The organism is Deinococcus sp. AJ005, from assembly GCF_009017495.1.
In the GTDB taxonomy this organism is placed as follows: Bacteria; Deinococcota; Deinococci; order Deinococcales; family Deinococcaceae; genus Deinococcus.
The window spans coordinates 2748244-2773840 of the sequence record NZ_CP044990.1 but is presented as its reverse complement, the minus strand read 5'-3'; the positions used below and the strand labels follow the sequence as shown (position 1 = coordinate 2773840).

At 66.0% G+C, this 25597-nt stretch carries 19 protein-coding genes; 4 read left to right on the top strand and 15 right to left on the bottom strand.

Annotated elements, in window-relative coordinates:
• Positions 1 to 36: 36 nt before the first annotated feature.
• The 5 genes from DAAJ005_RS15300 to DAAJ005_RS15280 form a co-directional block, all read right to left on the bottom strand.
• On the bottom strand, positions 37 to 612 hold the full coding sequence (locus DAAJ005_RS15300) for a TerD family protein (protein WP_151847854.1): 576 nt from the start codon (positions 610 to 612) through the stop codon (positions 37 to 39).
• 57 nt (positions 613 to 669) lie between these two features.
• Positions 670 to 1125, bottom strand: coding sequence for a tellurite resistance TerB family protein (locus tag DAAJ005_RS15295; protein ID WP_151847853.1), 456 nt, complete (start codon positions 1123 to 1125; stop codon positions 670 to 672).
• A gap of 184 nt (positions 1126 to 1309) precedes the next feature.
• Positions 1310 to 2266: an HpcH/HpaI aldolase/citrate lyase family protein gene (locus tag DAAJ005_RS15290; protein ID WP_151847852.1), complete on the bottom strand. Its 957-nt coding sequence runs from the start codon at positions 2264 to 2266 to the stop codon at positions 1310 to 1312.
• Positions 2263 to 3312 carry a cysteine protease StiP domain-containing protein gene (locus DAAJ005_RS15285; protein ID WP_151847851.1) on the bottom strand — a complete coding sequence of 350 codons (1050 nt, stop codon included), beginning with the start codon at positions 3310 to 3312 and terminating at the stop codon, positions 2263 to 2265. The genes DAAJ005_RS15290 and DAAJ005_RS15285 overlap by 4 nt, the downstream gene beginning before the upstream one ends.
• Positions 3313 to 3589: 277 nt before the next feature.
• Positions 3590 to 6853, bottom strand: coding sequence for a DNA translocase FtsK (locus DAAJ005_RS15280; protein ID WP_151847850.1), 3264 nt, complete (start codon positions 6851 to 6853; stop codon positions 3590 to 3592).
• Between the two features lie 153 nt (positions 6854 to 7006).
• Here DAAJ005_RS15280 and DAAJ005_RS15275 point away from each other — a divergent pair, with 153 nt between their 5' ends.
• From DAAJ005_RS15275 to DAAJ005_RS15260, 4 genes are all read left to right on the top strand, one after another.
• Positions 7007 to 7426: a Mov34/MPN/PAD-1 family protein gene (locus DAAJ005_RS15275; RefSeq protein ID WP_151847849.1), complete on the top strand. Its 420-nt coding sequence runs from the start codon at positions 7007 to 7009 to the stop codon at positions 7424 to 7426.
• A 134-nt stretch (positions 7427 to 7560) separates the two neighbouring features.
• Positions 7561 to 8043: a sulfocyanin-like copper-binding protein gene (locus DAAJ005_RS15270; protein ID WP_151847848.1), complete on the top strand. Its 483-nt coding sequence runs from the start codon at positions 7561 to 7563 to the stop codon at positions 8041 to 8043.
• Positions 8044 to 8274: 231 nt separating this feature from the next.
• The gene (murD, locus tag DAAJ005_RS15265; protein WP_226342467.1) at positions 8275 to 9603 is read left to right on the top strand and encodes a UDP-N-acetylmuramoyl-L-alanine--D-glutamate ligase; all 1329 of its coding nucleotides are present in this window, start codon (positions 8275 to 8277) and stop codon (positions 9601 to 9603) included.
• A 5-nt stretch (positions 9604 to 9608) separates the two neighbouring features.
• On the top strand, positions 9609 to 10748 hold the full coding sequence (locus DAAJ005_RS15260; protein ID WP_151848609.1) for an FtsW/RodA/SpoVE family cell cycle protein: 1140 nt from the start codon (positions 9609 to 9611) through the stop codon (positions 10746 to 10748).
• Positions 10749 to 10841: 93 nt separating this feature from the next.
• Here DAAJ005_RS15260 and DAAJ005_RS15255 read toward each other — a convergent pair whose 3' ends face one another.
• From DAAJ005_RS15255 to pelF, 10 genes are all read right to left on the bottom strand, one after another.
• Positions 10842 to 11636: an MJ1477/TM1410 family putative glycoside hydrolase gene (locus DAAJ005_RS15255; RefSeq protein WP_255448003.1), complete on the bottom strand. Its 795-nt coding sequence runs from the start codon at positions 11634 to 11636 to the stop codon at positions 10842 to 10844.
• A gap of 128 nt (positions 11637 to 11764) precedes the next feature.
• Positions 11765 to 12502, bottom strand: a complete 738-nt coding sequence (locus DAAJ005_RS15250; protein WP_226342466.1) for an endo alpha-1,4 polygalactosaminidase — start codon at positions 12500 to 12502, stop codon at positions 11765 to 11767.
• 3 nt (positions 12503 to 12505) lie between these two features.
• A complete protein-coding gene (locus tag DAAJ005_RS15245) occupies positions 12506 to 14704 on the bottom strand; it encodes a hypothetical protein (protein ID WP_151847846.1) in 2199 nt (732 codons plus the stop codon).
• A gap of 95 nt (positions 14705 to 14799) precedes the next feature.
• Positions 14800 to 17004 (bottom strand): hypothetical protein, encoded by a 2205-nt coding sequence (locus tag DAAJ005_RS15240; RefSeq protein ID WP_226342465.1) that lies wholly within the window; start codon positions 17002 to 17004, stop codon positions 14800 to 14802.
• Between the two features lie 188 nt (positions 17005 to 17192).
• Positions 17193 to 19406, bottom strand: a complete 2214-nt coding sequence (locus DAAJ005_RS15235; RefSeq protein ID WP_226342464.1) for a hypothetical protein — start codon at positions 19404 to 19406, stop codon at positions 17193 to 17195.
• A 152-nt stretch (positions 19407 to 19558) separates the two neighbouring features.
• Positions 19559 to 20518, bottom strand: coding sequence for an NAD(P)-dependent oxidoreductase (locus tag DAAJ005_RS15230; protein WP_151847845.1), 960 nt, complete (start codon positions 20516 to 20518; stop codon positions 19559 to 19561).
• 1 nt (position 20519) lies between these two features.
• Positions 20520 to 21257 (bottom strand): nucleotidyltransferase family protein, encoded by a 738-nt coding sequence (locus tag DAAJ005_RS15225; protein ID WP_151847844.1) that lies wholly within the window; start codon positions 21255 to 21257, stop codon positions 20520 to 20522.
• 160 nt (positions 21258 to 21417) lie between these two features.
• Entirely contained in the window at positions 21418 to 22455 is a 1038-nt protein-coding gene (locus DAAJ005_RS15220) for an NAD-dependent 4,6-dehydratase LegB (RefSeq protein ID WP_151847843.1), read from the bottom strand.
• Complete coding sequence (locus tag DAAJ005_RS15215) at positions 22455 to 24029, bottom strand: hypothetical protein (protein WP_226342463.1); 1575 nt, start codon at positions 24027 to 24029, stop codon at positions 22455 to 22457. The genes DAAJ005_RS15220 and DAAJ005_RS15215 overlap by 1 nt, the downstream gene beginning before the upstream one ends.
• The gene (gene pelF, locus DAAJ005_RS15210; RefSeq protein WP_151847842.1) at positions 24026 to 25495 is read right to left on the bottom strand and encodes a GT4 family glycosyltransferase PelF; all 1470 of its coding nucleotides are present in this window, start codon (positions 25493 to 25495) and stop codon (positions 24026 to 24028) included. Before pelF ends, DAAJ005_RS15215 begins: the two co-directional genes overlap by 4 nt.
• Positions 25496 to 25597 lie beyond the last annotated feature (102 nt).

The window sequence follows — 25597 nt, the reverse complement described above, 5'->3', positions numbered from 1 at the left end:
CCCAACGTCTTAACTGTGAACTGCCTTAACGATGGCTCAGACGTTGACGCCGAAGTTGCGGGCCATTGGGGCCAGACCGCCTGCGAAGCCCTGACCCACCGCGCGGAACTTCCAGTCTGTGCCGTTGCGGTAGATCTCGCCGAAGATCACGGCGGTCTCGGTGCTGTAGTCCTCGCTCAGGTCATAACGGGCGATCTCCGCGCCGCCGTCCTTGTTCATCACGCGGATAAACGCGCCGCCCACCTGTCCGAAGCTCTGGCCACGGGTGTCGGCCTCGTCGATGGTCACGGTAATCGCCACCTTGTCGATGTCGGCGGGCACCTTGCTCAGGTCGATGTCAATGGTCTCGTCGTCGCCCTCGCCCTCGCCGGTGCGGTTGTCGCCGTTATGCACCACACTGCCATCAGAGGAAACCTTGTTGTTGTAGAAGATGAAATCGCCGTCGGCGCGGACCTTACCGTCGGCCTTCAGCGTAAAGGCGCTCGCGTCTAGATCGAACTCTTTACCGTCGGTGGCGCGGGGGTCCCAGCCCAGACCCACGGTGATGGCCGTCAGGCCGGGGGCCTCTTTGCTCAGGGAAACGTTGCCGCCTTTTTTCAGTGATACTGCCATGTTGGTGCCTCCTAATAGGGAATGAATCGCGAATTGACGAAGGGATGGTTTGGGTGTTCAGACGTTAAATTCGGACGGGTCCAGCTTTAGGGCCTGGGCAATCTCGCGCACCACGCCCATTTCCTTCTCGTCGAATTCGCCGTCGGCATTGGCGATAACAACCGCCAGTTGCACCACGGCGCGGGCCTGTTCCGGCTTGCCCGCCACCTTGCCGATGGCCTGCATCAGCTCAATCTTGCCGAAGTCGAAATCGGCGGTGATCTTGTCGCAGTAGCGGTCATACTTGTCGCGCATATCCGAGACATTGAACGCCTTGAGCTTGTCGCTGGTGGTGATGAACTGCGCGGTGCGGCTGCGCTCGGTCTGGTCGATCTTGCCGTCTGCCGCGCCGATCAGCGCGCACGCCGCCATTGTCGCGTCGGCAAATGCGCCGTTATTGAAACGGCTCCAGCCGTCCTGCGCTTCCTTGCTCGCCTGCGCGCCCATCGCTTTGAGCTTGTCGAGAAAACCCATACCGTGTTCCTCCTGACTGCCTGTTGAAAACTGCTTGAAAGACGAGAACGTGAGGTCAAACAACTGCGGACCTTACCGCTGAAACTATCAGGACTGGGGTTTAGACTCCTTGAAATTGTTCTCATGAAAGCGGCGGCTTGTCAGCGTAACGGTGGGAGAATGGGTGGTGCTGTGCGGTTCCTGGTCAGAAGTGCAGCGCCTCGTGCCGCTGCGTTTCCAGCACGCCGTACAGCCTGGCGCGGCTCAGGATGTCCGAGGCCCAGCGCGTGTGAGTGGCCGGTTCGCACATGCGCCCGTTCATCTGAAAGACGGCGGGCGCGTCTGGCGCGAGGATCGCCTGCGCTTCCAGCAAATCGGACTCCGACACGCGGTAGGCGTCCAGCACGGTGTGAAGTTGTGCCGGGTGGATGATGGTCTTGCCGCATAGCCCGTAATCCAGGTCCTGTTCCAGTTCGCGGGCCAGCGTGGGCAGGTCGCCAAAGACCTCATAGACTGGACTGGACAGCGCGAAACCGTGGGGTTTGAACACGCCGATGAGCATGCTGATCACACGTTCCAGCGGTCCCTCATACAGCGTGCGCCCCGGCTTGCGGCGCACCCCCAGCGCGTGCATCAGGTCGTTGCCGCCGATCCGCAGGGCGGCCACGCGGGGGCCGTGGCCGCCGCCCAGAATCAGGTCGCGCAGTCGGGTCATCTGCACCTCGCTGAGGGCTTCCGGGGTTTCCAGTGTGAGCAGCACGGGCATCTGCGGCTGGGTAGAGGCGTCCAGCACGCGCAGGTACGCATCCAGATTCCCCGCGTGAATCTTGGGCAGCACGAAGCCGCTGACCCCGCGTAGGTCCAGTGTCAGCAGGTGCGCCAGAACGTGTGGGTTGCGGGCGCGGATCAGGCGCAGTGGCCCGGTGCCGGGTGGGGGCAGCAGCGGCAGCGTGCGCGCCAGATTTGCCAGTGCCAGGGGCAGATCGGCTTCCAGCACGGAATCCTCGGTGCAGTAGATCAGGCTGGTCAGGGACGGGTAGCGCCCGGACCCCAGCGCCAGCAGATCGGGCCGGGTGGCTGGGGTGTACAGGCTGGCCCCCAGTTGCCAGGGATTCAGTCGCCAGGGGTTCAAGGGGAGCGCTGGCGAGAGCGGGGCGGTCATACGTCCTCCCCGGCGCGTGGGCTGATCAGCGCCGCCGCCAGATACGGCAGCTCCGGGTGAACCGTCACGGGAATGTCCGCCGCCCGTGCCAGTTCGCTCAGGTGGCGGGTGTCAGGGTGTCCGGCGTCCCGCAGCAGCAACCCGGCAGGCTGGCGGCGCAGGAACACGCGGGTAGCCTCGCCCACCCCTGGCTTGACCAGATGCGGGTCCTGCACGCCCAGCCCAGCCGCCAGCGCCAGCACTGCGTCGTAGGGGCGCGTGGGGCGGAGACCGGGATTCATGGGAAGGTCTATCCCCGTGTCGAATGCGTCCAGTGCCGCCAGATACTCGCCCGTCACATCGTCGGGGCGCAGATGATCCTCGGTGCGGACGCCGTGTAGGCCCCCGCCGTTTGCCTCGGCGTCCACAAATGTCCGGCTCAGTAGCCCGCTGATGGTGGCGTTCAGCGCCGCGTGGGGCAGAAGCAGATCGTCGTGGGTGCCGGCGAAACTTGCCACGCCCGCTGGATCACTCAGCACGGCCAGCAGCGGCGGCACGTCCCCGGGCAGGCTGTCCACCAGCGTTCCCCAGATGCTGCCCTTGCCCGTCCAGCCGTCCACGAAGACCAGTGTGCCCCCCGGATGCGCATGCTGCACGCGCCGCAGCGCCTCCCGGTCAATGCCGCCCCCCCGAATGATGCTGAGGGTGTGATGGGACAGCTTTTGCCCCCGCCGCCGCGAAAAGCGGGTCATGGCACAGCCGACGGGCGTTCCTGCACGGGCCAGCGACACCAGTACCGGCTGCGGCACGGTCTGGAGCAGATGCCCGGTCAGACTGGCGATCAACTCCGCCACGCGGGGGCCGTTGCGGGTCAGGGCCGCGTGGTAGGCGGCCATCTGCACGGCGCTGGGGCGCGTTTCGGGCGTGAGCAGTGTGCCGTAGGACACCCCCTGACGCAGCAGTGCCTCCTTCTCGGCCACGCCCACCAACCGGGGCGTGGCCGGGCGCAGATGCACCGTCACGTCGGCGGGGTCAAAGGTATGAAAAAAAGCTGTGGTCTGGGTCATAGAAATGGACAGCCTCTGGGGTGTGTATATTTAGAATGTGCGCGTCTGGAATGTGGGTTATGGGGTTGTGGGGGCTGGACAGGGGAACTGTCCAAGGGAAAGAGGGTGGACCGCAAGGTCTAAACATGTTACGCGAGAGCGTGTGCCCTGGCCTACAGATTTGAGCCGGGTACAAGGCTGCTGGCCTCCTGAAACGGACCCGGGAGCCTGAGCACCTGCCCTCAGCCCGCCTTTCCCTTCAGCCAGATCCCTCAGCCAACGTATTCAACCAAAGTATTCAACCAAAGTATTCGGGCAGATCGGCTTCCGTCACCAGGATGTCGCGGGGTTTGCTGCCCTGGTGCTTGCTGACGATGCCCATCGCCTCCAGCAGGTCCATCAGCTTCCCGGCGCGGGCGTGGCCCACACTCAGGCGGCGCTGCAACTTGGAGACGCTGCCCTGGCCTTCCTCAATGCAGATCTGGGCGGCCTGACGCAGTAGCGGATCACTGAAATCCATGCCGCTCCTGTCGCCGGGGCCGCTGGACATGATCTCGCTATCGAAGTCTGCGCCGTAGGCTTCCACGAAATCGTCCTCGAAGACCATCCGGCGCAGCTCGTCGCTGATGCGAGCGGACTCGGCCTCGGAGATATACGGCCCCTGGAGGCGCACGGGTTTGACCTGACCCGGCTGATAGAACAGCATGTCGCCCATTCCCGTCAGGCGTTCTGCGCCCATGCTGTCCAGAATGGTGCGCGAGTCGTGGCTGCTGCTGACCGCAAAGGCGATGCGCGCCGGAACGTTCACTTTAATCAGGCTGGTCAGAATGTCCACGCTGGGCCGCTGCGTCGCTAGGATCAGGTGCATGCCGGTGGCGCGGGCCATCTGCGCCAGCCGCATGATCGCGCTCTCCACTTCCTTGGGGCTGGTGATCATCAGGTCCGCCAGCTCGTCGATGATGATGACCAGATGCGGCAGCTCGGTCTCGCCGGTCTGGCGCATCTTGGCGTTGTACTGTTCCAGATTCTTCGCACCCACCGCGCTCATCATCTTGTAACGGCGCTCCATGTGGGCCACCGCGCCCAGCAGCACCCCCGCCGCGTCCACCGGATTGGTCACAACGCTGCGGACCAGATGGGGAATGCCGTCGTAGGGCGTGAGTTCCACCATCTTGGGATCGATCATCAGAAAGCGCAGATCAGTGGGCAGGTACTTGTACAGCAGCGAGGTGATCAGCGTGTTGACACAGACCGATTTGCCCGAGCCGGTGCTCCCCGCCACCAGTAGGTGTGGCATCTTGGCGAGGTCGCCCACCATCAGTTCGCCGTCGATGCTCTTGCCCAGAATGATCGGCAATCTGGCGCGGGTGTTGCGGAAACCGGGGGACGAGGCGGCCTGATGAAAGGTCACCGGTTCGCGCTCGGCGTTGGGGACTTCCAGACCGATCACGCTCTTGCCGGGGACCGGGGCCTCCACGCGCACGCCGCCCACCGCCAGCGCGCGGGCCAGATCGTTGCTCAGGCTGGCAATCCGGCTGATCTTCTCGCCGGGGGCGGGTTCGATCTCGTAGCGCGTGACGGTGGGGCCGCGCGCGTAGTCCACCACCTTGGCCTGCAAACCGAAGTGCCGCAGCGTCTCGTCAATCAGTCCGGCCCGCTGCCGCGCCGAGACCTCCAGCGCCGCCGTGTTGTGGGCCGCCGCCGGAATGGGATCAAGCAGTTTGCTGTCGGGCAGGGCCAGCGCGATTGCGCCCACAGGGTTGGTGGGCCGCTTTTCCTGCCGGGGTGGGCCAGCGTCTTTCTCCCACGGCGGCGTGCCCGATCTAGGCGCACCCGCACGCACGCCGCCCTTGCCCAGGAGCGGCTCGCCTTTACCGCTGGGCACGGCGTCTAGCGTCTGGTCCGTCTTACTAGGTGCAGGCCCAAATGGCAGATCGTCGTCGTCCCAGTCGGAAAAGGGATCGACACCGCCCGTTTCAGCCGTTTCGGGACGGTTGGGCGCGTGCGGCGTGGCGGCGGGCGGCGCTCCCCAGCCTGCCGGGGCTGGCGTGGCCGTGATGGTCATGGCGTGCGGGGCCGTCATCTGCTCGCCCGACGCCTGCCCACCCACAAAGTCCTCGCCCTCCGAGAACTTGGCGTTCACGAAGTCGAAGTCCAGCGTGGGCGGCACCGCTGGGGCAGATCCGGGGCCAGGGATAATCACTTCCTGGGTGGACGTCCCGGTAATCGCCTCGGCGCGGCGCAGGGCGTCCTCCTGGGCCTGCGCCAGCCGGTGTCTCCAGCGGTCCTGCTCGCGCAGGGTGCTGTCGGTGTCCTCGGCCAGCGCCGCCGCCAGTTCGCCGGCCACTTCAGTGGGGGCGCGGTCAAAGGCGGTGGCCAGATCGGGCCAGCCGGGATACACGTCGGCCCGCGCGCGCCACGCGGTAAAATCTCGGCTGACCTCCTGCCATGCCACCTGCCGTTCGCGGTGGGCGGGCCACTCGCGGGCCAGCGCAGCGCTGTCGGCTTTTGCAAGGGCCTTCTCGGCGGCCACGCGTTCGCGCTCCAGCTTGCCCGCACGCCCGGACAGGCGCTGGATCTCGGAGACCATCGCGCGGCGCAGGCGTTCCAGCGCGTCGCACGCCTGGGTGCTGGGCAGCGCCACGCTCAGCTCATGGCGGCCCTGGCGGATCTCGGCGGCGCGGGCCTCGGCGTCGGCCCCGGCGTCGGGGGCTTCACGGGCCACCAGTTCGCGCAGGTCACGGGCACCGTTGCCGACAAAGATGCGCGTACTTTCCTGCCAGTGCTTCAGATCCCGCTCCAGCCCCTTGAGGCCCGCCTCGTCCTGGCCACGTATCTCGCGCTGGGCGGTCTTGAGTTCGGTTTGCTGGGTTTTGATCTCATTGGCATCCGGGTACAGGCGGCGCAGGGTGTCCAGCTCGCGCCCGTGGGCCATCAGCCCGGCGCGCACGCCGCCGCGTGCGCGGGCCGACTCGATACCGTCCTGCCGTGCCTCGATGGCCCCCTGCACCCCCGCAGATGCACCGCCCAGCAGCATGCTGAGCCGCCGGAAAACAGACTTGAGCATGCTCAGTGGGGTCAGCCGCAGCATCAGCTCCAGCCCCAGCGTCAGGGTGATCAGGGGCAGCAGCAGCGCCGCGTAGCTGAGGGTTGCCACCAGCGGACGCATCACCACCACGGCCCCCTGCCCCGCCGCCCCCGGTTGAACGACCTCGTGCAGCGCCAGCAGCGAGGCCACCACCACAATGCCGCCCAGCACCCGGCGGCTCAGGTTTCTCAGGTCACGGCCCAGGAAGACCAGCGCGCCGTAGGCGACGGGAATGATCGGCAGCAGGTACGCGCCCCAGCCCAGCCCGTCCAGCAGCAGTGAACGCGCCCCGCCCATGAACCCCGCCGCGCCGCCAGTGCCGGGGGTGACCGCGCCGCCCGCTCCCAGCCCGTCCTCGCCCGGCAGCAGCAGCGTCACCGCCAGAAAAATGCCCACCGCGAACAGCACCAGACCCAGCGCCTCGCCGTCGAAACGGCTGACCGGGGGAGAATTTTTGGCGCGGGCCTTCGACATAGCGGGCAGTGTAACGCAAAGCGGGCCGGATCATTTGGAAATTGAGTCGTCCTGTACGGCGTTTGAGGTTAGAAAGGGACGGGCGGTTGCTGGCCCACGTCGCCTTGAACCTGTGCCGCGCGGCACGCCGCCCCCGCGCTCCATAATGCGGGCGTGTCCCTGATTCTGCCTCCCGTGCTGGCCGACGCGCTGTGGGCGCACGCCGCCCGCGAGTTTCCACGCGAATGCGTGGGCGCGCTGGGCGGCACAGGCCGGACGGCGGAGGATTTGGATCGTGAGGAAGCCCGCGCCGTGGCGCTGTACCCCCTGCCCAACATTTCCCCGCAGCCGGAGCGCGAGTATCTGGCAGATCCGGTGCATCTGCTGCGTGCCCTCAAGGCCATGCGCGGGGGCGGTCTGGCCCTGGTGGCGCTGTACCACAGCCATCCGCGCGGCCCGGCGTGGCCCAGTTCCACCGATCTGCGTCTGGCCGCTTACCCGGTGCCCTATGTGATCGCGGACCTGCAAAACCGGGTGCTGCGCGCCTATCGGCTGCCACAGGGAAAAGCGGTAGAAGTGCGTGTGGAAGAGTGACCGCAACCCCTGCCCCGGAGAGGAATGAACGGGGCCACACACTCTAAGAAACCACCCAAACCACGCAAGAGAGGGTGAAGACCGATTGTGAGGCGTTGGCTTATGCCGGGGCAGGGCGGTCCTACACTCGCGGCATGAAAAAGATTCTGTTCGTTGCCGGGCTATTGATGCTCGGTCAGGCCAGCGCCGCAACCTATGTCAGCAATGACGCGGCCACCAAGACTGCCACCATTACGGTCAATGCCGGAGAGGGCAGCGACAACGGCGGTCTGAACTTTAACGGGGCCGATCACGGCAAGAAGGGATTTACCATCCCCGCCGGATGGACCGTCAAGATGGTCTTCAAGAATGTCGGGATGATGCCCCACAGCGCCGTCGTGACCAAGGGCGCAACGCTGCCGTCCAGCATCACGGAAAAGGATGCGGCCTTCGCCAAGGCTTACACCTCCAAACTCGCCGGGGGCATCGCGGGGGGCAGCAAGGCCGAGACGGTGGTGTTCAAGGTGGGTAAGGCCGGAACCTACAACTTGGTCTGCGGCGTGCCCGGCCACGGTCTGGGCGGCCAGTACGTGGGCTTTATGGTGTCCGGCACGGCTAAGACCGCCAGTTTCAAATAAGCCGAACTGCGCGTAGGGCGAGCAGGATAGGGGTGGGTTTCGGGTGTGGAGTGGGCAAACGGGCGATGGCCTGGGTTGCCCACGAGACAGACGGAATCCGCCCCGTATTAGGTCTGCCTGCCAGGAGTGTTCCGCATCGTCTGCGCTGCCCCGGAATCTGATACGGGGCCACAGCGCGTTGGCCCCAGGCATTTGCCAGCCACATTCATGATTTTCCCCTATGTTGGGGGCGTGACTGGGGAACAGGATGTGGGGGAAGGCAGTGGTGGCAACGGAAGTCTCCTGATTTACGGTCTGGGCCGCAGTGGACGTGGCGTGGCGCGGTTTCTGTCCTCAGAGGGAACGCGGGCGCAGTGGCACGACGCCCGGCCCTCTGCTGAAGATCTGGCGTTGATGGATAAGTTGCATTACGGGCGCGGCGACGTGGGCGGCACTTACGCAACGGTCGTGGCGGCTCCCGGTGTGCCCATCGATCACCCGGACCTGGAAAGCCTGCGCGGGCGCGGCGCGGAGATCATCGGTGAGGTGATGCTGGCCGCCCGCCTGCGCCTGGCGCTGCCCATCGTGGGCGTGACTGGCACGGCGGGCAAGGGCGGAACCACGGTGCTGATCGCCTCGCTGCTGCGGGCCTGCGGAGTTCGCGCGCGCGAGGGCGGCAACATCGATCCGCCGCTGCTGGATGTGGTGGACACGGCAGCGGTGGCGGTGGCCGAACTGTCCAGCTTTCAACTGGAACGGGTGCCCGGCCTGCGCCTGCCCGTGGCCGTGATCACCAATCTGGGTGTCGATCATCTGGACCGCCACCGCACCGTGGCCGCCTACCACGCCGCCAAACTGAACATCACGGCGGGGCAGCAGGAGGGCGACGTGCTGATCGTCCCGGAGGGGCTGGAGATCAGCACGCGCGCTGAGATCCTTGCTTTCTCCCCGGCGCGGCTGGTGCTGAACAGTGGCGAGGAAGTCCTGACCGCTGCCGAACTGCCCGACGCCATCCATCCGGCCAACGCCGCCGCCGCACTGCTGGCCGCCGAGGCCATGCTGATCCGGCTGGGCCGCCCAGTGCAGACCGAGGTGCTGGCCGCTGCCCTGCGCGCTGCCCAGCCACAGCGGGGCCGCTTCGAGACGGTGGCGCAGGTGAGCGGCGTGCGCTTTATCGACGACAGCATCGCCACCCGCACCATCGCTGTGCAGGCGGCGCTGGAGCGAGCGAGGCCGCCGATTGCCTGGCTGGTGGGTGGGCGTGACAAGGGGGCGGAGCTGGGGCCGCTGCGTGAGGCCGCCCGGGGCCGCGTGAAAACCGTGATCGCCTTTGGTGAAGACGGCGAGAAGCTGGCCCGCGAACTGGGGCTGCCCTTTGTGACTGTCTCCGGGGCTGATGGAGATGAAACCATGCGAGCGGCGGCGCGTGCTGGACTGAAGGCATTGGGGACTGAAGGCACCGTTCTGCTGGCCCCTATCGGCACCAGTTTCGATCAGTTCCGGGACTACGCCCAGCGGGGCGACAGTTTCCGGCGGGCAGCGCTGGCTCTGGCGCAGCCTGCCAGGGAGGAGGACGCATGAAGGGCATGAGTCTGCAACTGATCATCGCGCAGGTGCTGCTCATGGCGCTGGGCCTGCTAGGCATCGCCGCCGCGCGCCCGGATCTGATCGTGGAACACGGCTGGAAAACGGCGCTGGCGCTGGGCATCACCTTCGCGGTGGCCCGGCTGCGGCCCAAAACCTTTCTGAAGTTGGGGCCGCCGTTCTGGGCCTTCACGCTGCTGCTGCTGCTGCTGGTGCTGGTGATCGGGGTGGGCACTGCCGAAAGCACCGCCACCAAACGATGGCTGGATTTCGGCGGCCCCTTCCGCTTTCAACCTTCCGAACTGGCCAAATTGGGCCTGATCATGATGCTGGCGTCGTTCTTCTCGCGCCGGGGCGTGCAGAACAAGCTCCTGAGCGCCACGGTCATGATCGTGCTGACCACCGCCCTGATCTTTGCCGAGCCGGACCTGGGCAGCAGCGTCTTGATGTTCGGGCTGGGCATTATTTTGATGTATGCCGCCGGTGTGCGGATCAGCAACATCACTGGCTTTCTGTTTGCGCTAGCGCTGATGGCGCTGCCCGTTTTCTCGGTCTACCTGGAGAAACACCCCTATATCCTGGCCCGGTGGCAGGGCCATCAGGTCCGTGATGAGGAGCGGGCCATCGGCCTCGATCAGATTGGCCTGGCCCACAGGGACCTGAGTTGGGGCGGCTGGTGGGGCCAGGGGCCAGATGGCAGGCGCTACGAGTATTTTGCCGCCCACACCGACATGGTGGTGGCCTCGGTGGGCTTTACCACCGGGCTGCTGGGCGTGGTCACGCTGCTGTTCTGCTACTGGCTGATCGTTTCGGTGGCCCTGCAAACCTCGCAGCTGGCCGCGCGCATCCGGCCCATGACTGCCGAGATCCACGGGGCCAGCATTCTGGCGACGGGCGCGATGTTCATGATCGTGGGGCAGGCGATGGTGAATCTGGCCGTTGCCGCCGGGGTTTTCCCGGTCACGGGCGTGCCGCTGCCGCTGGTCAGCTTCGGCTTTTCCAGCATGCTGACCATGAGCGTGGCGCTGGGCATCATCCATTCCGCCCTGCGCGAGGTCAAACGCAACCTGCCCGAGACCGAGACTCGGCCCGCCGAGGACAGGGTTGCCGAAAGCGAGGGCATGGGACTGGGTGCCGATTGAAAAGCTGGGAAATAGAGCTGGGAAATAGAGAAGAGGCAGCGTGGCGGGATAGTCCCACGCTGCCTCGTTCCTTTGTTCCTTCTGCGTTCTGGCTTAGCGCCCTGGCGTCAGCACGTCCAGATTCCGCACGCTGACATACGGCACCAGCCCGGCGGCGCGGGCGCGGCTGTAGGTTTGCGAAATCAGGCCAGGATTCGAGGCGTAATCCAGCGTCAGCACTGGCTTTCCCAGCTTGCGCCAGGCTTTGAAGCTGGCCAGCAGTTCGGTCTGCCGCCCGGCTTCCGTGACCTCATCCGTGGCATAGACAAAGGTTTCTTCCTGCGCGGTAGCGTTCACGCAGGCGGCGTAACCGGGGTCAGAGAGCAGTTCGGGGGCGTTCTGCGGGATGATCAGAAACTGAGGGTCACGGGCGTGGGCGTGCGCGGCGATCTCGCAGACCCAGCGCACCATCTCGGCGCGGGCGGTGGGCCGTTCCGGGCGGCGCATGTAGGCGTCGATCAGGTCCAGGTAGACGCCGCCAAAACCCTGATCGATCAGGGTGTCCAGCCCGGCCAGTGCCAGCTTTTGCCACGCCGGATTCCAGTACGCCACGTCGTAATTGCCGGGCCAGTCGGGATCAGCCTTTAAAATCCAGTCCGGCTGTCCCACCTTCCAGCCCGCCTGCCAGTAACGGCGGTAATCCTCGGCGGCCCCCACGCTCAGGTAGGCGACGAGCAATTTACTCTGTGCGGCGGTTTCCACCTCGGCGCGGCTCCAGGGCTGGCCGTCGTCGTCGTTCGGCTCGATGACCAGTAGACCAAAGGGAGCGCGTTTCAGCGGGGCCAGGCGCGGCCCATCCGCGCCGCCCAGACCGCCCAGTTGAATGGCCCAGGTGCGTGCGGCCCGCAACTGGTCTGATCTCGTATCTGCCTGCGCGCCGCCTGCCGCAAGCGTCCAACCCAGACCAAGCAGGAGGGGAGAGAGAAGAACCGGCCACCGCACGAGGCGGGACCGGGAAAGAAAGTCTGAGACTGTATTCAGTGCAGACCTCCAGCCAGCGAGAGGGCGCGGTCTGTGACGAAGGTTTGCACGTTGTACTGCGCGGCCCGCTCGCGTGCGGCGCGGGCCAGCGCTGGGGAGTCGGCATAGTCCAGCGCGCAGACGCTCAGGCCCGTGGCCCGCACTTCTTTCAGCCAGTGGGCGGTGTAGGTGCGCCCCACCTTGTCCAGCGCGGCGTAAGCGGGGGTGTGCGTGGTGGAAAAGCCCTCGAACAGCACCCCGTTCACCAGCCGTGCCAGACCCGGCAGCAGCCCAAAGCCCCGGTTGGCCAGCAGCGTGGCCTTGGGAAAGGCTGTCCGCAACGTCTGCACCAGTGCCAGCGTCGCCTCTGTCCCGGCGCTGTCCAGGGTGTCGAGCATCAGGCCGTCGGCGTGCTTGAGTTCCAGGTCGGCGCGGCGCAGCAGTTCGGCCCACCACGCGGGGTTGGTGGCGTCCACTTTCACGCTGCCCCACTGCGGGTTGACCTCCAGGTGGTACGCCTGACAGCCGGGCGCGCAGCGGTAGTCGCCCAGGGGGTGGTCCTCGCCCACGCTCAGATACCCCAGCACCCGCGTGCCGCCCGCGCGCAGGGCGTCGAGCTGGGCCGGCTGGTACAGCGTGGTCTGCACCACCACCGTTCCGAAGCCGCCCAGCGTCTTTAAAGCCTGCGGGGTGGGCGGGCCGTAATAGACGCTCAGGGGCAGGTGGGGCGAGAGAGCGGTAATGGCCGTGAGCAACCCTTACCTGGGCGTCACGGCGACGTTGACCGTGCCGCCGACGGTGCGGTTCAGGATGCGGGCCCCGCCGTAAGCAGACCCGGAAGTCGCCCCGGTCAGGCTGACGGGCAGGGTGCCCGCGCGGCTGGTGATTGCTACGCTGTTGGTCTTGCGGTCCCACACCGCGCCCAGTTGGCCCGCTGCTTTGGCCTTTTCCTCGCGGGTGTGGCGGTCCACATACGCGCCCAGATCGTCCCAGGCCAAAGTATTCACTGGCAGCGTGCTGGCCGCGCTGTACTTGTCCAGCACGGCGCGCACCCAGTCGGTGGCCACGCTCTTGCCGGGGGCGTACTGGTTCAGGTTGGGCTGGTGCATGTAGTGCGGCCAGGCGGCCCCCGACAGGACGTGTTGCAATCCGATGTCGCCTTCCTTGTCCAGGTATTCCGCGTAGCTCAGGGCGTGGTCCCAGTACGGTGCGGTGCCGCCGGGGGCATACACCGCATTGTAGCTGGTGGCCGCCTCATCCGGGGTGCTGGAGTAATAAAAGACGTTGTTGGGCCAGCGCGGAATCAGCAGGATGCCCGGCTTGAGCGGATGGAAGATGCCGCAGGTGGGGCAGCTCGCGTCCCAGTGGCTGGCGACGCTGCGGTTGGAGGCCACGTACTTGATGCCTGAGAGGGTGGCGGCGTTCAGGAAGTTGATGTTGCTGGCGCCCAGGCCGTAATCCACCTTGGGCTGGTCCTCGGCAGGGGCCTTCCAGCCCAGGCCGCTGAGTTCGCCGGTCACCAGACTCTTCTCACTCAGTTTCAGGCCCATGAACAGGCCGATCAGGGTGTTCTGAAAGATCTGGTTGAAGCTCTCGTTCAGCGACAGGTTATCCATCAGCGGGTGATCGCGGGTGTGGTTGACCCAGTCGAAATCCCGGCCCAGGCACTTGCTCACGGCGCTCAGGGGATCTTTGACCTTGGCGGAGGGCGAGCAGGTCTTGGGGGCCAGGATATCCGCACCCAGGCCGTTGTACACCATGGAATAGGTGAAGTTTTTTGCTGCCGGGAAGTCCTTGCGGACGGCAGTCTGCTGATCACGCGTGGAAACCGCGTCGGTGGCCTTGAGGCGGAAGGCGTTGAGAACCACGGTCTTGGTGGGAGCGTCGTAGCGGTCCCCGGTGGCGAACCAGTCATCGATGTCCACGCCCAGGTAGCGGCGGTACTCGCCCAGGTAGACGCCTTTGGTCAGCCACTGCACCATCCCGTACCCCAGCAGTTGGGTATGGGTCAGGTACTCGTTCTGGGCCATCGTCAGCAGCAGCCGCTCACGCCCGTCGGCGGCGGTACTGCTGACCGCGAGCAGGTTGCCGTTGGCGTCGGTCAGCAGCGGCGTGGTGGTCACGCCTGCCACCGGCTCCAGGCGGCTGGGATAGGCAAACGAGAACCGCACCGGTACCGTGTTGGCGGTCAGGTCGCTGAAGACCGCCTTGCCGCCTGCCGTCACCGTGGCGTCGGAAGTCCCTGTCTCTGCCCCGGGCACGGCCCGCACGCCGTAATCTTCCGGCGCAATGCCGGGGAAACCGAACAGGGCCAGTTGGCGCACTTTGTAGGCCGCCTCGTACTCGAACAGGGTGACCCACTCGGCATCGTTCAGGGTGCTGGTAAACACGCCGGGACTGCTCTCGATGGTTAGTGAATTGCTTGCCAGGATCACACCCGAATATTTGCCCACGCCATCGGTCCCGATCAATGAGGCCAAGTTCAGGTCCGTGGCCGTGGCGTCCAGCGTGTCGAAGGCGATGCCGTGCTGGGAGAGCAGGGCTTTGGCAGGGGCCAGCCCGAAGTCGGCGGCCCCAGCGTGCAGCACCAGAATTTTCAGGGCCACCTTGCCCGTCTGGGCGTTGCTGGGCAGACTCTGGGCGTTCAGGCGTCCGGCGGCGGGAATGCGCGCCGGGCCGAGACGCTGCGCGGAAAAGCCCTGGGGCAGCAGCCGCCTGATGTCCCCGGCCACTGCTCCGGTGGGCGTCAGATTGCCGCCTTCGGAGGCTGAAACGTTCTCGCCGTAGCGGTCGATCTCGCTGAGCTTGACGCCGTTCTCACCGACGATGCTGGTGTCGGGTTTGCCATCCGGGGTGGAACCAGAGGTGCTGGGGGCGCTGCCGCCTCCGCATCCGGTCAGGATCAGGGCGGCGGACAGCAGCAGGGCAGGTGGAAACAGCGTTTTCAATTTCGTCATGGATAGTCCTGAGTGTGGTGAAAAATGAGTGGAGGCAAAAATGGACGGCCCCCTGGAAGTCCGGGCAGGCCGACTGGATGATGAATGGAATGGCGCTAGCGGGGCGTGACCCCCACGGTCCGGTTGCCGCTCAGGGAGACCACCTGAGATTTGTAGGCTCCGTACAGGCTGCCCCCGTCCGCGCCGGTCAGGGTGACCGGGACCGTGCCCGCCGACAGGTTGCTCAGGACCACCGTGTTGGTCTTGCGGTCCCATATCCCCTTGAGGCTACCCGCCGTCTTGGCTTTTTCCTCGGTGGTGTGGCTCTGCATATACGCACCCAGATCATCCCAGTGGTAGGTGTTCAGCGGCAGGGTGCTGTACTTGCTGTATTTGCTCAGGGCCGCCTGCACCCAATCCGAAGCCACGCTCTTGCCCAGGGCGTACTGATTCAGGTTGGTCTGGTGCATGTAGTGCGGGAAGGCGCCGCCGCCCAGCATGTGCGTCAGGGCCAGATCGCTTTCCTTGTCCAGGAATTCACTGTAGTTCAGGGCGTGGTCCCAGTAAGGCCGGGTGCCGCCAGGGGCATAGACATTGTTGTAGCCCTTGAGCGTCTCGGCGGGATTGGTGGCGTAGTAGTAAATATTGATCGGCCAGCGCGCCATCACGAACAGTTTGTTGTCCAGCGGATGCACCACGCCGCAGGTGAGGCATGAAGCGTCCCACTGGCTGGCGACGCTGTGGTCGGCACCCAGATAGCGCACCCCAGAGCTGTCGGCAGCCTGCAACATATTGGGGTTACTGCGCCCCAGGCCCAGATCCTGTTTGGGCAGGTTGACATCGTCGTCGTTGTGGCTGCCGTCGTCGGTGGGGTCCATGTTGCCCAGCCCGCTGTGTTCGCCCGTCACCAGACTCTTGCGGTTGACGGGAAGGCCCAACTTGCTGGCAATCGTGAAGTTGCCCGCAATCTGATCGGTGGCCGTTTTCAGATCCATCACGTCCATACGCAGATGGTCTTTGGTGTGATTGACCCAATCAAAATCATCTTTCAGGCACTTAGCCATACTGGTCAATTGGTCCGAACTGAGCCAGTAAAACAGGCAGGAGCCGAAGGCCGATGTTTTTGCGCCCCCACCGTTAAAGACCAGGGAATACCTGAAGTTGCTGGCTGCCTTGAAGGTGCTGCGGATATCGCGCTGCTGGTAGTACACCGAAATGAGGTCGCCAGCGCTCACGCGAAAGGGTTTGGTGTACAACTGGCCGGTCTGCGCGTTCAGTTGATCCCCAGCCGAGAAAAAGTCGTCGATATCCACCTGTAAGAAGCGGCGGTGTTCGCCCAGATGGACTCCTTTGGTCAACCACTGCACCAGGCCGTAACCCATCAATTCGGTGTGCAATAGATACGGGTTCTCAGCGGTGGTAACCAGCAATCTCTCTCGCCCGTCGGCGGCGGTGCTGGTGGCGGCCAGCACGCGGCCCTGCGGATCGGTGAGCAGCGGTGTGGTGGTCACGCCAGGAACACTTTCCAGCACAGAAGGGTAGCTATAGGCGTACTGCACGGGCAATGCCGTGCCAGTCAGGTCCTTGAACACTGCCTTGCCCGCGCTGGTGGGGGTCATGGACGTTGTGGAAGTCTCCGCGCCCGGCACCGCCCGCAGGCCGTAATCTTCCGGTGCGACACCGGGGTAACCGTACAGCGCCAGTTGCCGCACCTTGTAGGCCGCCTCGTACTGGAACAGGGTGTCCCATTCGCCGCTGTCCAGCGTGCTGATAAAGTTGCCAGGGCTAGGTTCGTTGATCAGTGAGCTGCTGGTCAGGATCACACCCTGATATTTGCCGCTGCCGTCGGCATTGATCAGCCGCGACTGATCCAGAGTCTGCTGGCTGGCGTCCAGCACGTCGAAGGGCACGCCGCCCTGCTGCAACATGGCCGTGGCACTGTCGATGCCGAAGTCCCCCGCACCGCTGCTCAGGACCAGCACTTTCAGGTCCACCCTGTCGGTCTGGGCATTGCCCGGCAACCCCTGAGCACTCAGACGCGTACCACTGGGAATGGTGGCCTCGCCCAGCCGGGCGTCTTTCGGCAGTTTGCCAGGAATAGGCTCAGGAGCCTGGTAATGTACGTCTCCCGACACAATGGGAACGTTGTCGAAAGCCGGTTCTACCGTATCCGGCCCGACGGCCTTCGGAACAGTATTGAGATCGCTGGTGGAACCGGGCACCTGGCCTGTGTTATTGGTCGTGCCGGGGGTCGGCGATCCAGCGCAGGCAGCCAGAATCAGGGTCAGGGACAGGGCGGACAGCAGGGTCTGGGGTTTCATCGCGTAAACTCCTTAAAACCAGATGTTGGTTTCATGTGTTGCAGCCGGGAAAATGAGGTTTGACGGGGATCGAAGGTCTGGCTCGGACTGCTGTCTGTCATACAATCCCGGCACCAAATTGTTTTCTTCGTGAATCTGCCCGGCCTCAGCCAGCATGGAGCGGAGCAGCGTGGAACAACGGTCTCGCCTTACTGCGGCGTGACTGGCACGGTTTTGCTACCATTCAGGCTGACCACCTGTGATTTGTAGGCTCCGTACAGGCTGCCTGCATTCGCACCGGTCAGGGTGACCGGAGCCGTCCCCGCCGAGAGGTTGCTCAGGATCACGGTGTTGGTCTTACGGTCCCACATGCCCTTAACGCTCCCTGCCGCCTTGGCTTTTTCCTCCAGGGTGTGGCGCTGCATGTACGCGCCCAGATCGTCCCACTTGTAGGTGTTCAGGGGCAGGGTGCTGTAGAGGCTGTATTTGGTCAGCCCCGCGCGCACCCAGTCGCTGGCCAGGCTCTTGCCGGGGGCGTACTGGTACAGGTTGGGCTGGTGCATGTAATGGGTGAAGGCGTAGCCGCCCAGGATATGGTTCAGGGTCAGGTCGCTGTCCTTGTCCATGATCTCTTCGTAGGTCAGCTTGTGGTCCCAGTACGGGCGGATGCCGCCGGGGGCGTAGATGCTGTTGTAGGAGGCCGCCGCCTCATCGGGCGTGGTGACGTGGTAATGCACGTTGGTGGGCCAGCGCGGCACCAGGAAGATATTGGCATTCAGGGGATGCTGCACGCCGCAGGTCGCGCACGAGTCGTCGCGTTCACTGGCGACGCTGTGATCGGAGGCGATATAGCGCACCCCGGCGCTGGTGGCTGCCGAGAGCATGTTGGGGTTGCTGCGGCCCAGCCCCAGATCCACCTTGGGGCCAACCGTTCCCTCGTCGTTGTGGGTGCCGTCGTCGTTGGGGTCCATGTTGCCCAGTCCGCTGTGTTCGCCGGTCAACAGGGTCTGCTTACTGAAGGGCAGCCCCAGCTTGTTGGCAATCGTGACGTTGCCGCCCACCTGTCCCTTGGCGGTCTTCAGGTCCATCACGTCCATGCGCTGGTGATCGCGGGTGTGGTTGACCCAGTCGAAGCTGCCCTTGACGCATTTGGTCACGCTGGTCAGCAGGTCCGGCGTGCTGATCCCCAGGTTGCACGACGCCGGGGCGTTGGGGAACGCGCCGCCGCCGTTGAACATCATCGCGTAACGGAAGGCGCTCGCCACCGGAAACGCCTGCTCGATCCCGGTCTGCTGGTCCCGCACCGACAGCACGTCCGAGCCGCTCAGGCGGAAGGGGGCGGGGTAGACCAGCCCGGTCTGGGCGTTCAGGTGATCGCCGTCCAGGAAGTAGTCGTCGATATCCACCTGAAGGAAGCGGCGGTGTTCGCCCAGGTGGACGCCGCGCGTGAGCCACTGCACCAGGCCGTAACTCATCAGTTGGGTGTGGCGCAGGTAGGGGTTCTCGGCGACGGTCAGCAGCAACCGCTCGCGTCCGTCGGGGGCGGTGCTGGTGGCGGCCAGCACGCGGCCCTGCGGATCGGTGAGCAGCGGTGTGGTGGTCACGCCAGGAACACTTTCCAGAACGGAAGGGTAACTGTAGGCGTACTGGACGGGCAACGCCGTGCCAGTCAGGTCTTTGAACACGCCCCTGCCCGCGCTACTGGGGGCCATCGAAGTCGTGGAGGTCTCTGCCCCCGCCACGGCCCGCAGGCCGTAATCTTCCGGTGCCACGCCGGGGTAGCCGTACAGCGCGAGTTGCCGCACCTTGTAGGCCGCCTCATACTGGAACAGGGTGTCCCATTCGCTGCTGTCCAGCGTGCTGGTGTAGACGCCAGGACTGGTCTCGGCCACCAGCGCGTTGCTGGTCAGGATCACGCCCTGATACTTGCCGCTGCCGTCCGCGTTGATCAGGTTGCCCTGCCCCAGGGTCTGCGTGCTGGCGTTCAGCACGTCGTAGGGCACGCCGCCCTGCTGGAGCATGGCCGTGGCGCTGTCCAGCCCGAAATCGCCCGCGCCGCTGCTGACCACCAGCACTTTCAGGGCCACCCTGTCGGTCTGGGCATTGCCCGGCAGCGCCTGGGCACTCAGGCGGGTGCCCTTGAGAACAGTGGCCTCGCCCAGACGGGCGTGGGTGGGCAGGTTGCCCGGCTTGGGGTCCGGGGGAATGATCGCGATCTCGTCGTTGTGATCGTTGCTGTGGTCGCGGTTGTAATCGCTGCGCGGCACGATGATCTGCCCGGAGCCGTCGGGCGCGCTGGCGTCGTCTGGAACAGGGAAATCCACGGCGGGCGCGGAGGGGCCGGTGCCAGCCTCGGGCGGCGCGGCGCAGGACCCCAGCAGCAGCGAAAGGGTCAGGGCGGACAGCAGCAGTTTCTTATTCATAGGCAGATTCCTCGGTTCCGGGGGCGATCTGGTCTTTCACGATGACGACGCAGGGCAAAGAGGTGTGAATCTCGTCAGCAGGTGGGGTGTGGGGCATGAAGGTGGGGGCTTGAAGGGAGTGCAGCCGGAAAACATCGGTGGGGGCCGGGGTCTCAGCCCATGACGGCAGTTCTCCCCTCGGCAGGCTCCAGCCCCCGCAGGAGCGCCTCCAGCGAGTCGCCAAAGCTGTGGCGCAGTGTGAAACCGCTGTCCAGCAGGCGCGAGATGTCAGCCCGCTGATACGGCACGTCGCCGCTGCGGGGGCTGCCGGGGGCGTCTTCCAGAATCTGGCCCCGGAAGCCGGTCAGGGCCACCAGTCCGTCCACCAGATCGCGCACCGGACGCGCCTGACCGCTGCCCACATTGACCACGCCGCTCAGGTCCGAGGTCAGGGCGTGGCACACGGCGCGGGCCACGTCACGGGCGTCCACGAAATCACGCCGCGCCCCCAGCGGGCCGAAGCGCACCGTGTTTTGAGGCAGCACTGTATCCCGGCCTTCCAGCGCCGCCACCGAAAGCTCGTGGGCAGCCCGGCCCGGCAGGGTGCCCGCGCTGATACCCGCGCCCAGCGGATTGGTCAGGCGCAGCACTGCCGCCTGCACGCGTCCGCTGCGGACGGCCTCCAGGATCAGCACGGTTCCGGCCAGCTTGGACGCGCCGTAGGGCGACAGGGGACAGGCCGGATCGTCCTCGCACGAGGCGTGGCCCTCCGGCACCGCGCCGTACTCGGCGGCAGAGGCCAGATGGACCAGCTTTACGCTCCCAGCGCCCGTGCGGGTCAGTTCTTCCAGCACCCGCGCGGGCAGCAGGGCGTTGGCCCGGGTCAGCTCGGTGGGGCTGCCGAAGGTGCGTCCGGCGGCGTTGATCACGCCCGAAACGCCGTCCAGCAGGGCGTCCCAGTCGGCGCGCGAGGCCGCCGTCAGATCGCCCGGCGGCGCGGTGCGGACCTCGTGGCCCGCCGCCCGCGCCCCGGCCACGATCTGCGCGCCCAGAAAGCCGCGTGCGCCCAGCACCAGCACCGGACCAGTTGAGGGCCAGGGCCTGGGGAAGCCGGGCAGATCAGCGTCGGGCATTCTAGTCGGCAGCGCTCAGGGTCAGGTGCGGCAGCAGGATGGCGGACATCTCCTGCCACTCGCGGTTGGCCATGTCGTAGTCCTCGGGGCGGCCAATGTCCAGCCAGTAGCCGCCGAACAGGTCGCTGCCGGGGAAATCCTGGGCGGCCAGCAGGTCCAGCATCAGGGTGTCGAAGCCCAGCACCTGTCCCGGCGTGTAGCCGCGCAAAGCCCCACGGGAAATAGCGTAGACGCCCATGCTGACCTGAAAATGTACCGTGGGCTTCTCGCGGAAGGCGACGATCTGGTTGCTGGCCTCATTGATGTCCAGCACGCCGAACTCGCTCTTGATCTCGCGGTTGTAGGTGGCCACGGTCACGGAGCGCTCTGATTGAATGTGGCGCTGCAGGAAGGTGCCGTAGTTCAGATTGGTTAGCACGTCGCCGTTCATGACCAGGAACTGCTCGGGTAAGCTGTCCAGCACGTTCAGCACTGGGCCAATGGTGCCCAGCGGGGTTTCCTCGTCGGTGTACTCCACCTTTAATCCGTAGCGGCTGCCGTCTCCCACGAAGGCGCGGATCAGGTGGCCCATGTGCCCCACCGCCAGCGTGACCGACGTGAAACCGTGCGCGCGCAACTGGTGCAGCACGATTTCCAGGATCGAGTAGGTATCGCCGATGGGCACGAGCGGCTTGGGGACACAGGTGGTGTAGGGGCGCAGGCGGGTGCCTTTTCCTCCGGCCAGGATAACTGCGTGCATGGGTTCCTCCTTTCCTGTCTTCAGAGAGCAGGAATGAATCTGGGGTGAGGTCATGGTGAGGACTCTTCCTCATCTGCGGTCAGTGAAGCATTGGACGCGTTTCAGAGAAGTTTCAGACCGTTAATTAACGCTCAGCCTGTTCTCAGGTGTTGTGCTGCTCTCAGACGGTGTATTGATCGACCCGGTAGCGGGCCAGATTGGCGGGGTCGGTGAACCACTCGGCAGTGCGCTTCAGACCCTCTTCCAGCGGCACCTCCGGCTGCCAGCCAGTCAGTTTGCTCAGCTCGGAGTGGTCCGCCAGCAGGCGCATCACCTCGCTGCCTTCGGGACGCAGCCGCACGTCTTCCTGGGTCACGTCTAGCTCCGCGCCCATCACCTGTCCGATCAGCTTGACGGTGTCGCCCACGGTGATCTCGCGGCCCGAACCGGCGTTCAGCACGCGGCCCAGTACCTCCGGCCCGGCCTCGCCCACCGCGCGAAAGGCGCGGGCGGTGTCCAGCACGTAATTAAAGTCGCGGGTGGGGCGCAGGTCGCCCAGCTTGATCTCGCGCCGCCCCGCCGCCACCTGGGAGATGATGGTGGGAATCACCGCGCGGGCGCTCTGGCGCGGGCCGTAGGTGTTGAAGGGCCGCATGGTGACCACTGGCAGCTCGAAGCTCAGGTAATAGCTCTCGGCCAGCTTGTCCGCGCCGATCTTGGTGGCCGAGTACGGCGACTGGCCCTGCAAGGGGTGAGACTCGTGGATGGGCGCGGTGCGGGCGGTGCCGTAGACCTCGGATGTAGAGGTATGCACGACGCGCCCGGTGCCCAGGTCACGGGCGGCTTCCAGCACGTTCAGGGTGCCGGTGATGTTGGTCTCCACGTAGGAGCGCGGCGCGACGTAGGAGTACGGAATGGCGATCAGGGCGGCCAGGTGGTAGACGGTCTGGGCATCCCGCATCAGCGCCCGCACGCTGCCCGCGTCGCGCACGTCGCCCAGTTGGACCTCCACATGCTGCATGGTCTCGGCGGGCACGGTGTCCAGCCAGCCGTAGGACCCCTGCGAGTTGTAGATGGCCATGGCCTTGACGCGGTAGCCCGCGCGGACCAGTTCCTCGGTCAGGTGCGAGCCAATAAAGCCGTCCGCGCCGGTCACGGCCACCAGCGGGCGCTGGGAAGAGGTAGAGGTGTGGGGGTTGGGCAGGGTGGTCTGGGTCATCAGCGGTAACTCCTGGGGTCAGAGAGGGTGTGCAGGGTAGGAAACAGCAGGGCGAGCAGCGTGAACAGCGCGAATGCGGGTGGGGGCAGGCCCAGTACCAGCGCGGCTGCGCCAAGTGCCCAGACCACCGTCAGAAAGCCCAGACGGCGCTGGTTGGCCAGCCAGGAACTGAGCAGCAGGGCTGCGCTGTACAGCGCCACCGTCAACAAAGAGAGGTTCAGGTTGAGTGGGCGCAGCCAGGACAGCAGCAGCACGCCCGCGCCCAGCGCCAGGCCATAGCCAGCGGCGCTCAGGAGGACTGTCGGCAACCCCACGCGGCGCAGCGCGGGCAGGGTCCGCAGGGTGCGCGCCGCGACCTGGAGGCGCTCCTGGGCGTGCCACACGCCCGCCTCCAGCAGCCCAGCCCCCAGGATCACCGGCAGCAGCGGCCAGGTGCCGATCCGCAAGCTCAGGGCCACGAAGGCGGCGGCCATCGCCCAGCCGTACACGGCATGGGGCAGGTGTGGGCGCAGGGTGGAAAGGCTGGCGCTCAGGCTGCCGCGTGGGCGGGTTACATTCAGGGCGGTAAAGGTGGGCACGGCGGCCAGCAGCCCCAGCGCGAACAGCGCCGCCCCGCGCGAGGGCAGCGACATCACGATTCCGGCGGCCAGCAGCGGGCTGGCAAAAGCCCCGGCAAACTGCCCCAGTTGCCCCAGCGACAGCAGCACGCCCGCCGCGCCGCTGGACAGGGCCACTGCGCCCCCTACCAGCGCGCCGATCAGCACGTCGCCGCCCAGCGCCGCCGCGATGGCTGCCCCGCCCAGCAGTCCGGCCCCGGCGCTGACCAGGAGCGTGGTTCGCAGGGCGCGGCCCGGCACCGCGAAGGGTTCGGCGTAGCGCACCCCGGCCACGGTCATGGTCCAGCCCCAGCCGAAGGCCGCCGCCAGAATGAAGGCGCTCTCGGCGGCCTTGCCCAGCGCGCCCGCGATCAGCAGGCCCGCCAGACCCGGCAGCAGGTACAGCGGCCCGCGCGGCAGCATGTGCCAGGGAAAGGCCGGGGTGGCGGGCGCGGGCACATGGTCCAGCGCCCTTCCCGTTCCTTTTTGCCGGTACAGCATCTCGGCAGCGTCGAACAGCCCGTCCGCGCCGTAACGGTCTTTGAGGATCTCGTCGCCCAGCCCGTCGGCCTCCAGATAGGCGGCCAGTTCCTCGGCGTCCACGGCGCTGGCGCGCTCGGCGGCCAGTTTCAGATCCACCTCGCGCAGCCGCTCGGGCAGTTCGCCGGGCAGTTGCAGGCGGGTGCGGGCAGTGCTGGTCCGCGTGCCGGTGTGGCTGCGGGCCGTCCGCTGGAACTGTGTATCCAGAGAGTGGGTGTCCAGGGAATGTGCATCCCAGGTCTGGATATCCTGGAGGTGAGGGTCAGGGAGTCCTATGTCCTCAAAGGGGCTGGACTGAACGGACTGTTTTGGAACCGGATCAGAAGCTTGTGGTGTCGGGGCCTGCACTGAAGGCGGGTCCACCGGATTGAACCTGTTGTCGCCCGTCACCCTGAGCAGTCGGGAGCGCACCGTATCGCGGCTGCTTTCACGGTTCACAGCCCTTTCCCCCCGGCGATTACCAGCGGGTAGGCCCGGCGGTAAGCGTCCAGACAGCCGTCCAAGGTAAACAGTTCCATCACGCGCTCGCGGGCGGCGCGGCCCAGGCGGGCACGCAGCGGCGCGTCGTCCAGCAGGCGGGTCAACGCACTGGCCACGCCCATCACGTCGCGCGGGCGCACGATCAGTCCAGCGTCGCCCACCGCCTCGGGCACGCCGCCCACACGGGTGGCCACGGGTGGGCGGCCCATCGCCATCGCCTCGATCACGGTGTACGGAAAGCCCTCGCTGACGCTGGTCAGGGCCACCACCTGCCCGGCGCGGTAGGCGTCGGTGATGTCGTCGATGCGGCCCTCGAAGGTCACGTTCTCGGTCAGATTCAGTTGCTGGGTCAGGCTCTGGCACTGGAACAGGTAGCCCTCGTTGCCCGCCGGGGTGCCGCCGAACAGCCGAAGCTGCGCGCCCGCGTTGCGTCGCCGCACCAGATCGAAGGCGCGGATCAGCGTTTCGATGTCTTTCAGGGGATCGATGCGCCCGACCCAGCTCACCACGCTCTCTGCCGGTTCCTCCTCGGCGTGCGGGAAGATGTCCGGGTCGATGCCGTTATAAACGCAGTGGATCTTGTCGGGGTGCGCGCCCAGACGCTCCTCCCAGCGGCGGTTGTAGTGGGAACCCGGCAGCACCAGCGTGGCCTCGCGGTAGACCAGACTGCACAGCAGGCGGTAAAAGCGCAGCAGCATGCCTTTAAAGCCGGGGCTGTAGGCGCTGCGGCGAAATTCCATGTAACGCTCACGCAGGTACACGCCGTGTTCGGTCAGCACGAAGGGGGTGCCGTGGGACCACAGCCCGTGCAGCGCCAGTAGCCCGGCGAAGCCATTGCTGACGGCATGCCCTACCTCTGCCTGCGGGGCCGCGTGGCCCAGTGGGCGCAGCGCGTGTTCCAGCCACATCAGGGCGTCCAGCGAGTCGGCCACGGTAGGCAGCGGCAGCCGGGGTTCGCCACGAACGCGGGAACCCGCCTGCCGCGCCGCGTGGCCCGCCCAGGTGTCCAGCGTGAGCCGGGCCACCCGTGGCGTGTCCAGCAGGGCGGTAAAGCCCCCGCCCTGGCCCAGCGTACTCAGCGCCTGTAATCCTGCCGCGAACAGGTCCAGATCCAGCGTACACAGCCCGTCCAGCAGGGTCAGGTAAGCGCCCTCGGCCCCTCGCCTGCGGGCGGCGTCGTTGCGAACCAGGGCGGACGGCGGCGCACCCCACAGCGGCACCTGCGTGAAGCTCACATTGCTGGGCATCTGCACCGCCGCTCGGGCGAAGGGAATGCCGGAAATGGCCTGCACCACAAACCGGTGATCGCCCAGACCCCGCACCAGTTGGTCCACCCACACGCTGACGCCGCCGTGGGCCTGGGGATAGGTGCCCTCGGTGTACAGCGCGATGGTATGGGTCTGGATCAGCGTGTGGGTGGACATCTGGCAAACTCCGGGCAGGACACAGGCGGCAAACTACCGCGACAAAGTCAGCTTCATGCAGGGCTAAAGAGAATCTGACGGCAGACAGGAAAGAGAGAAAAT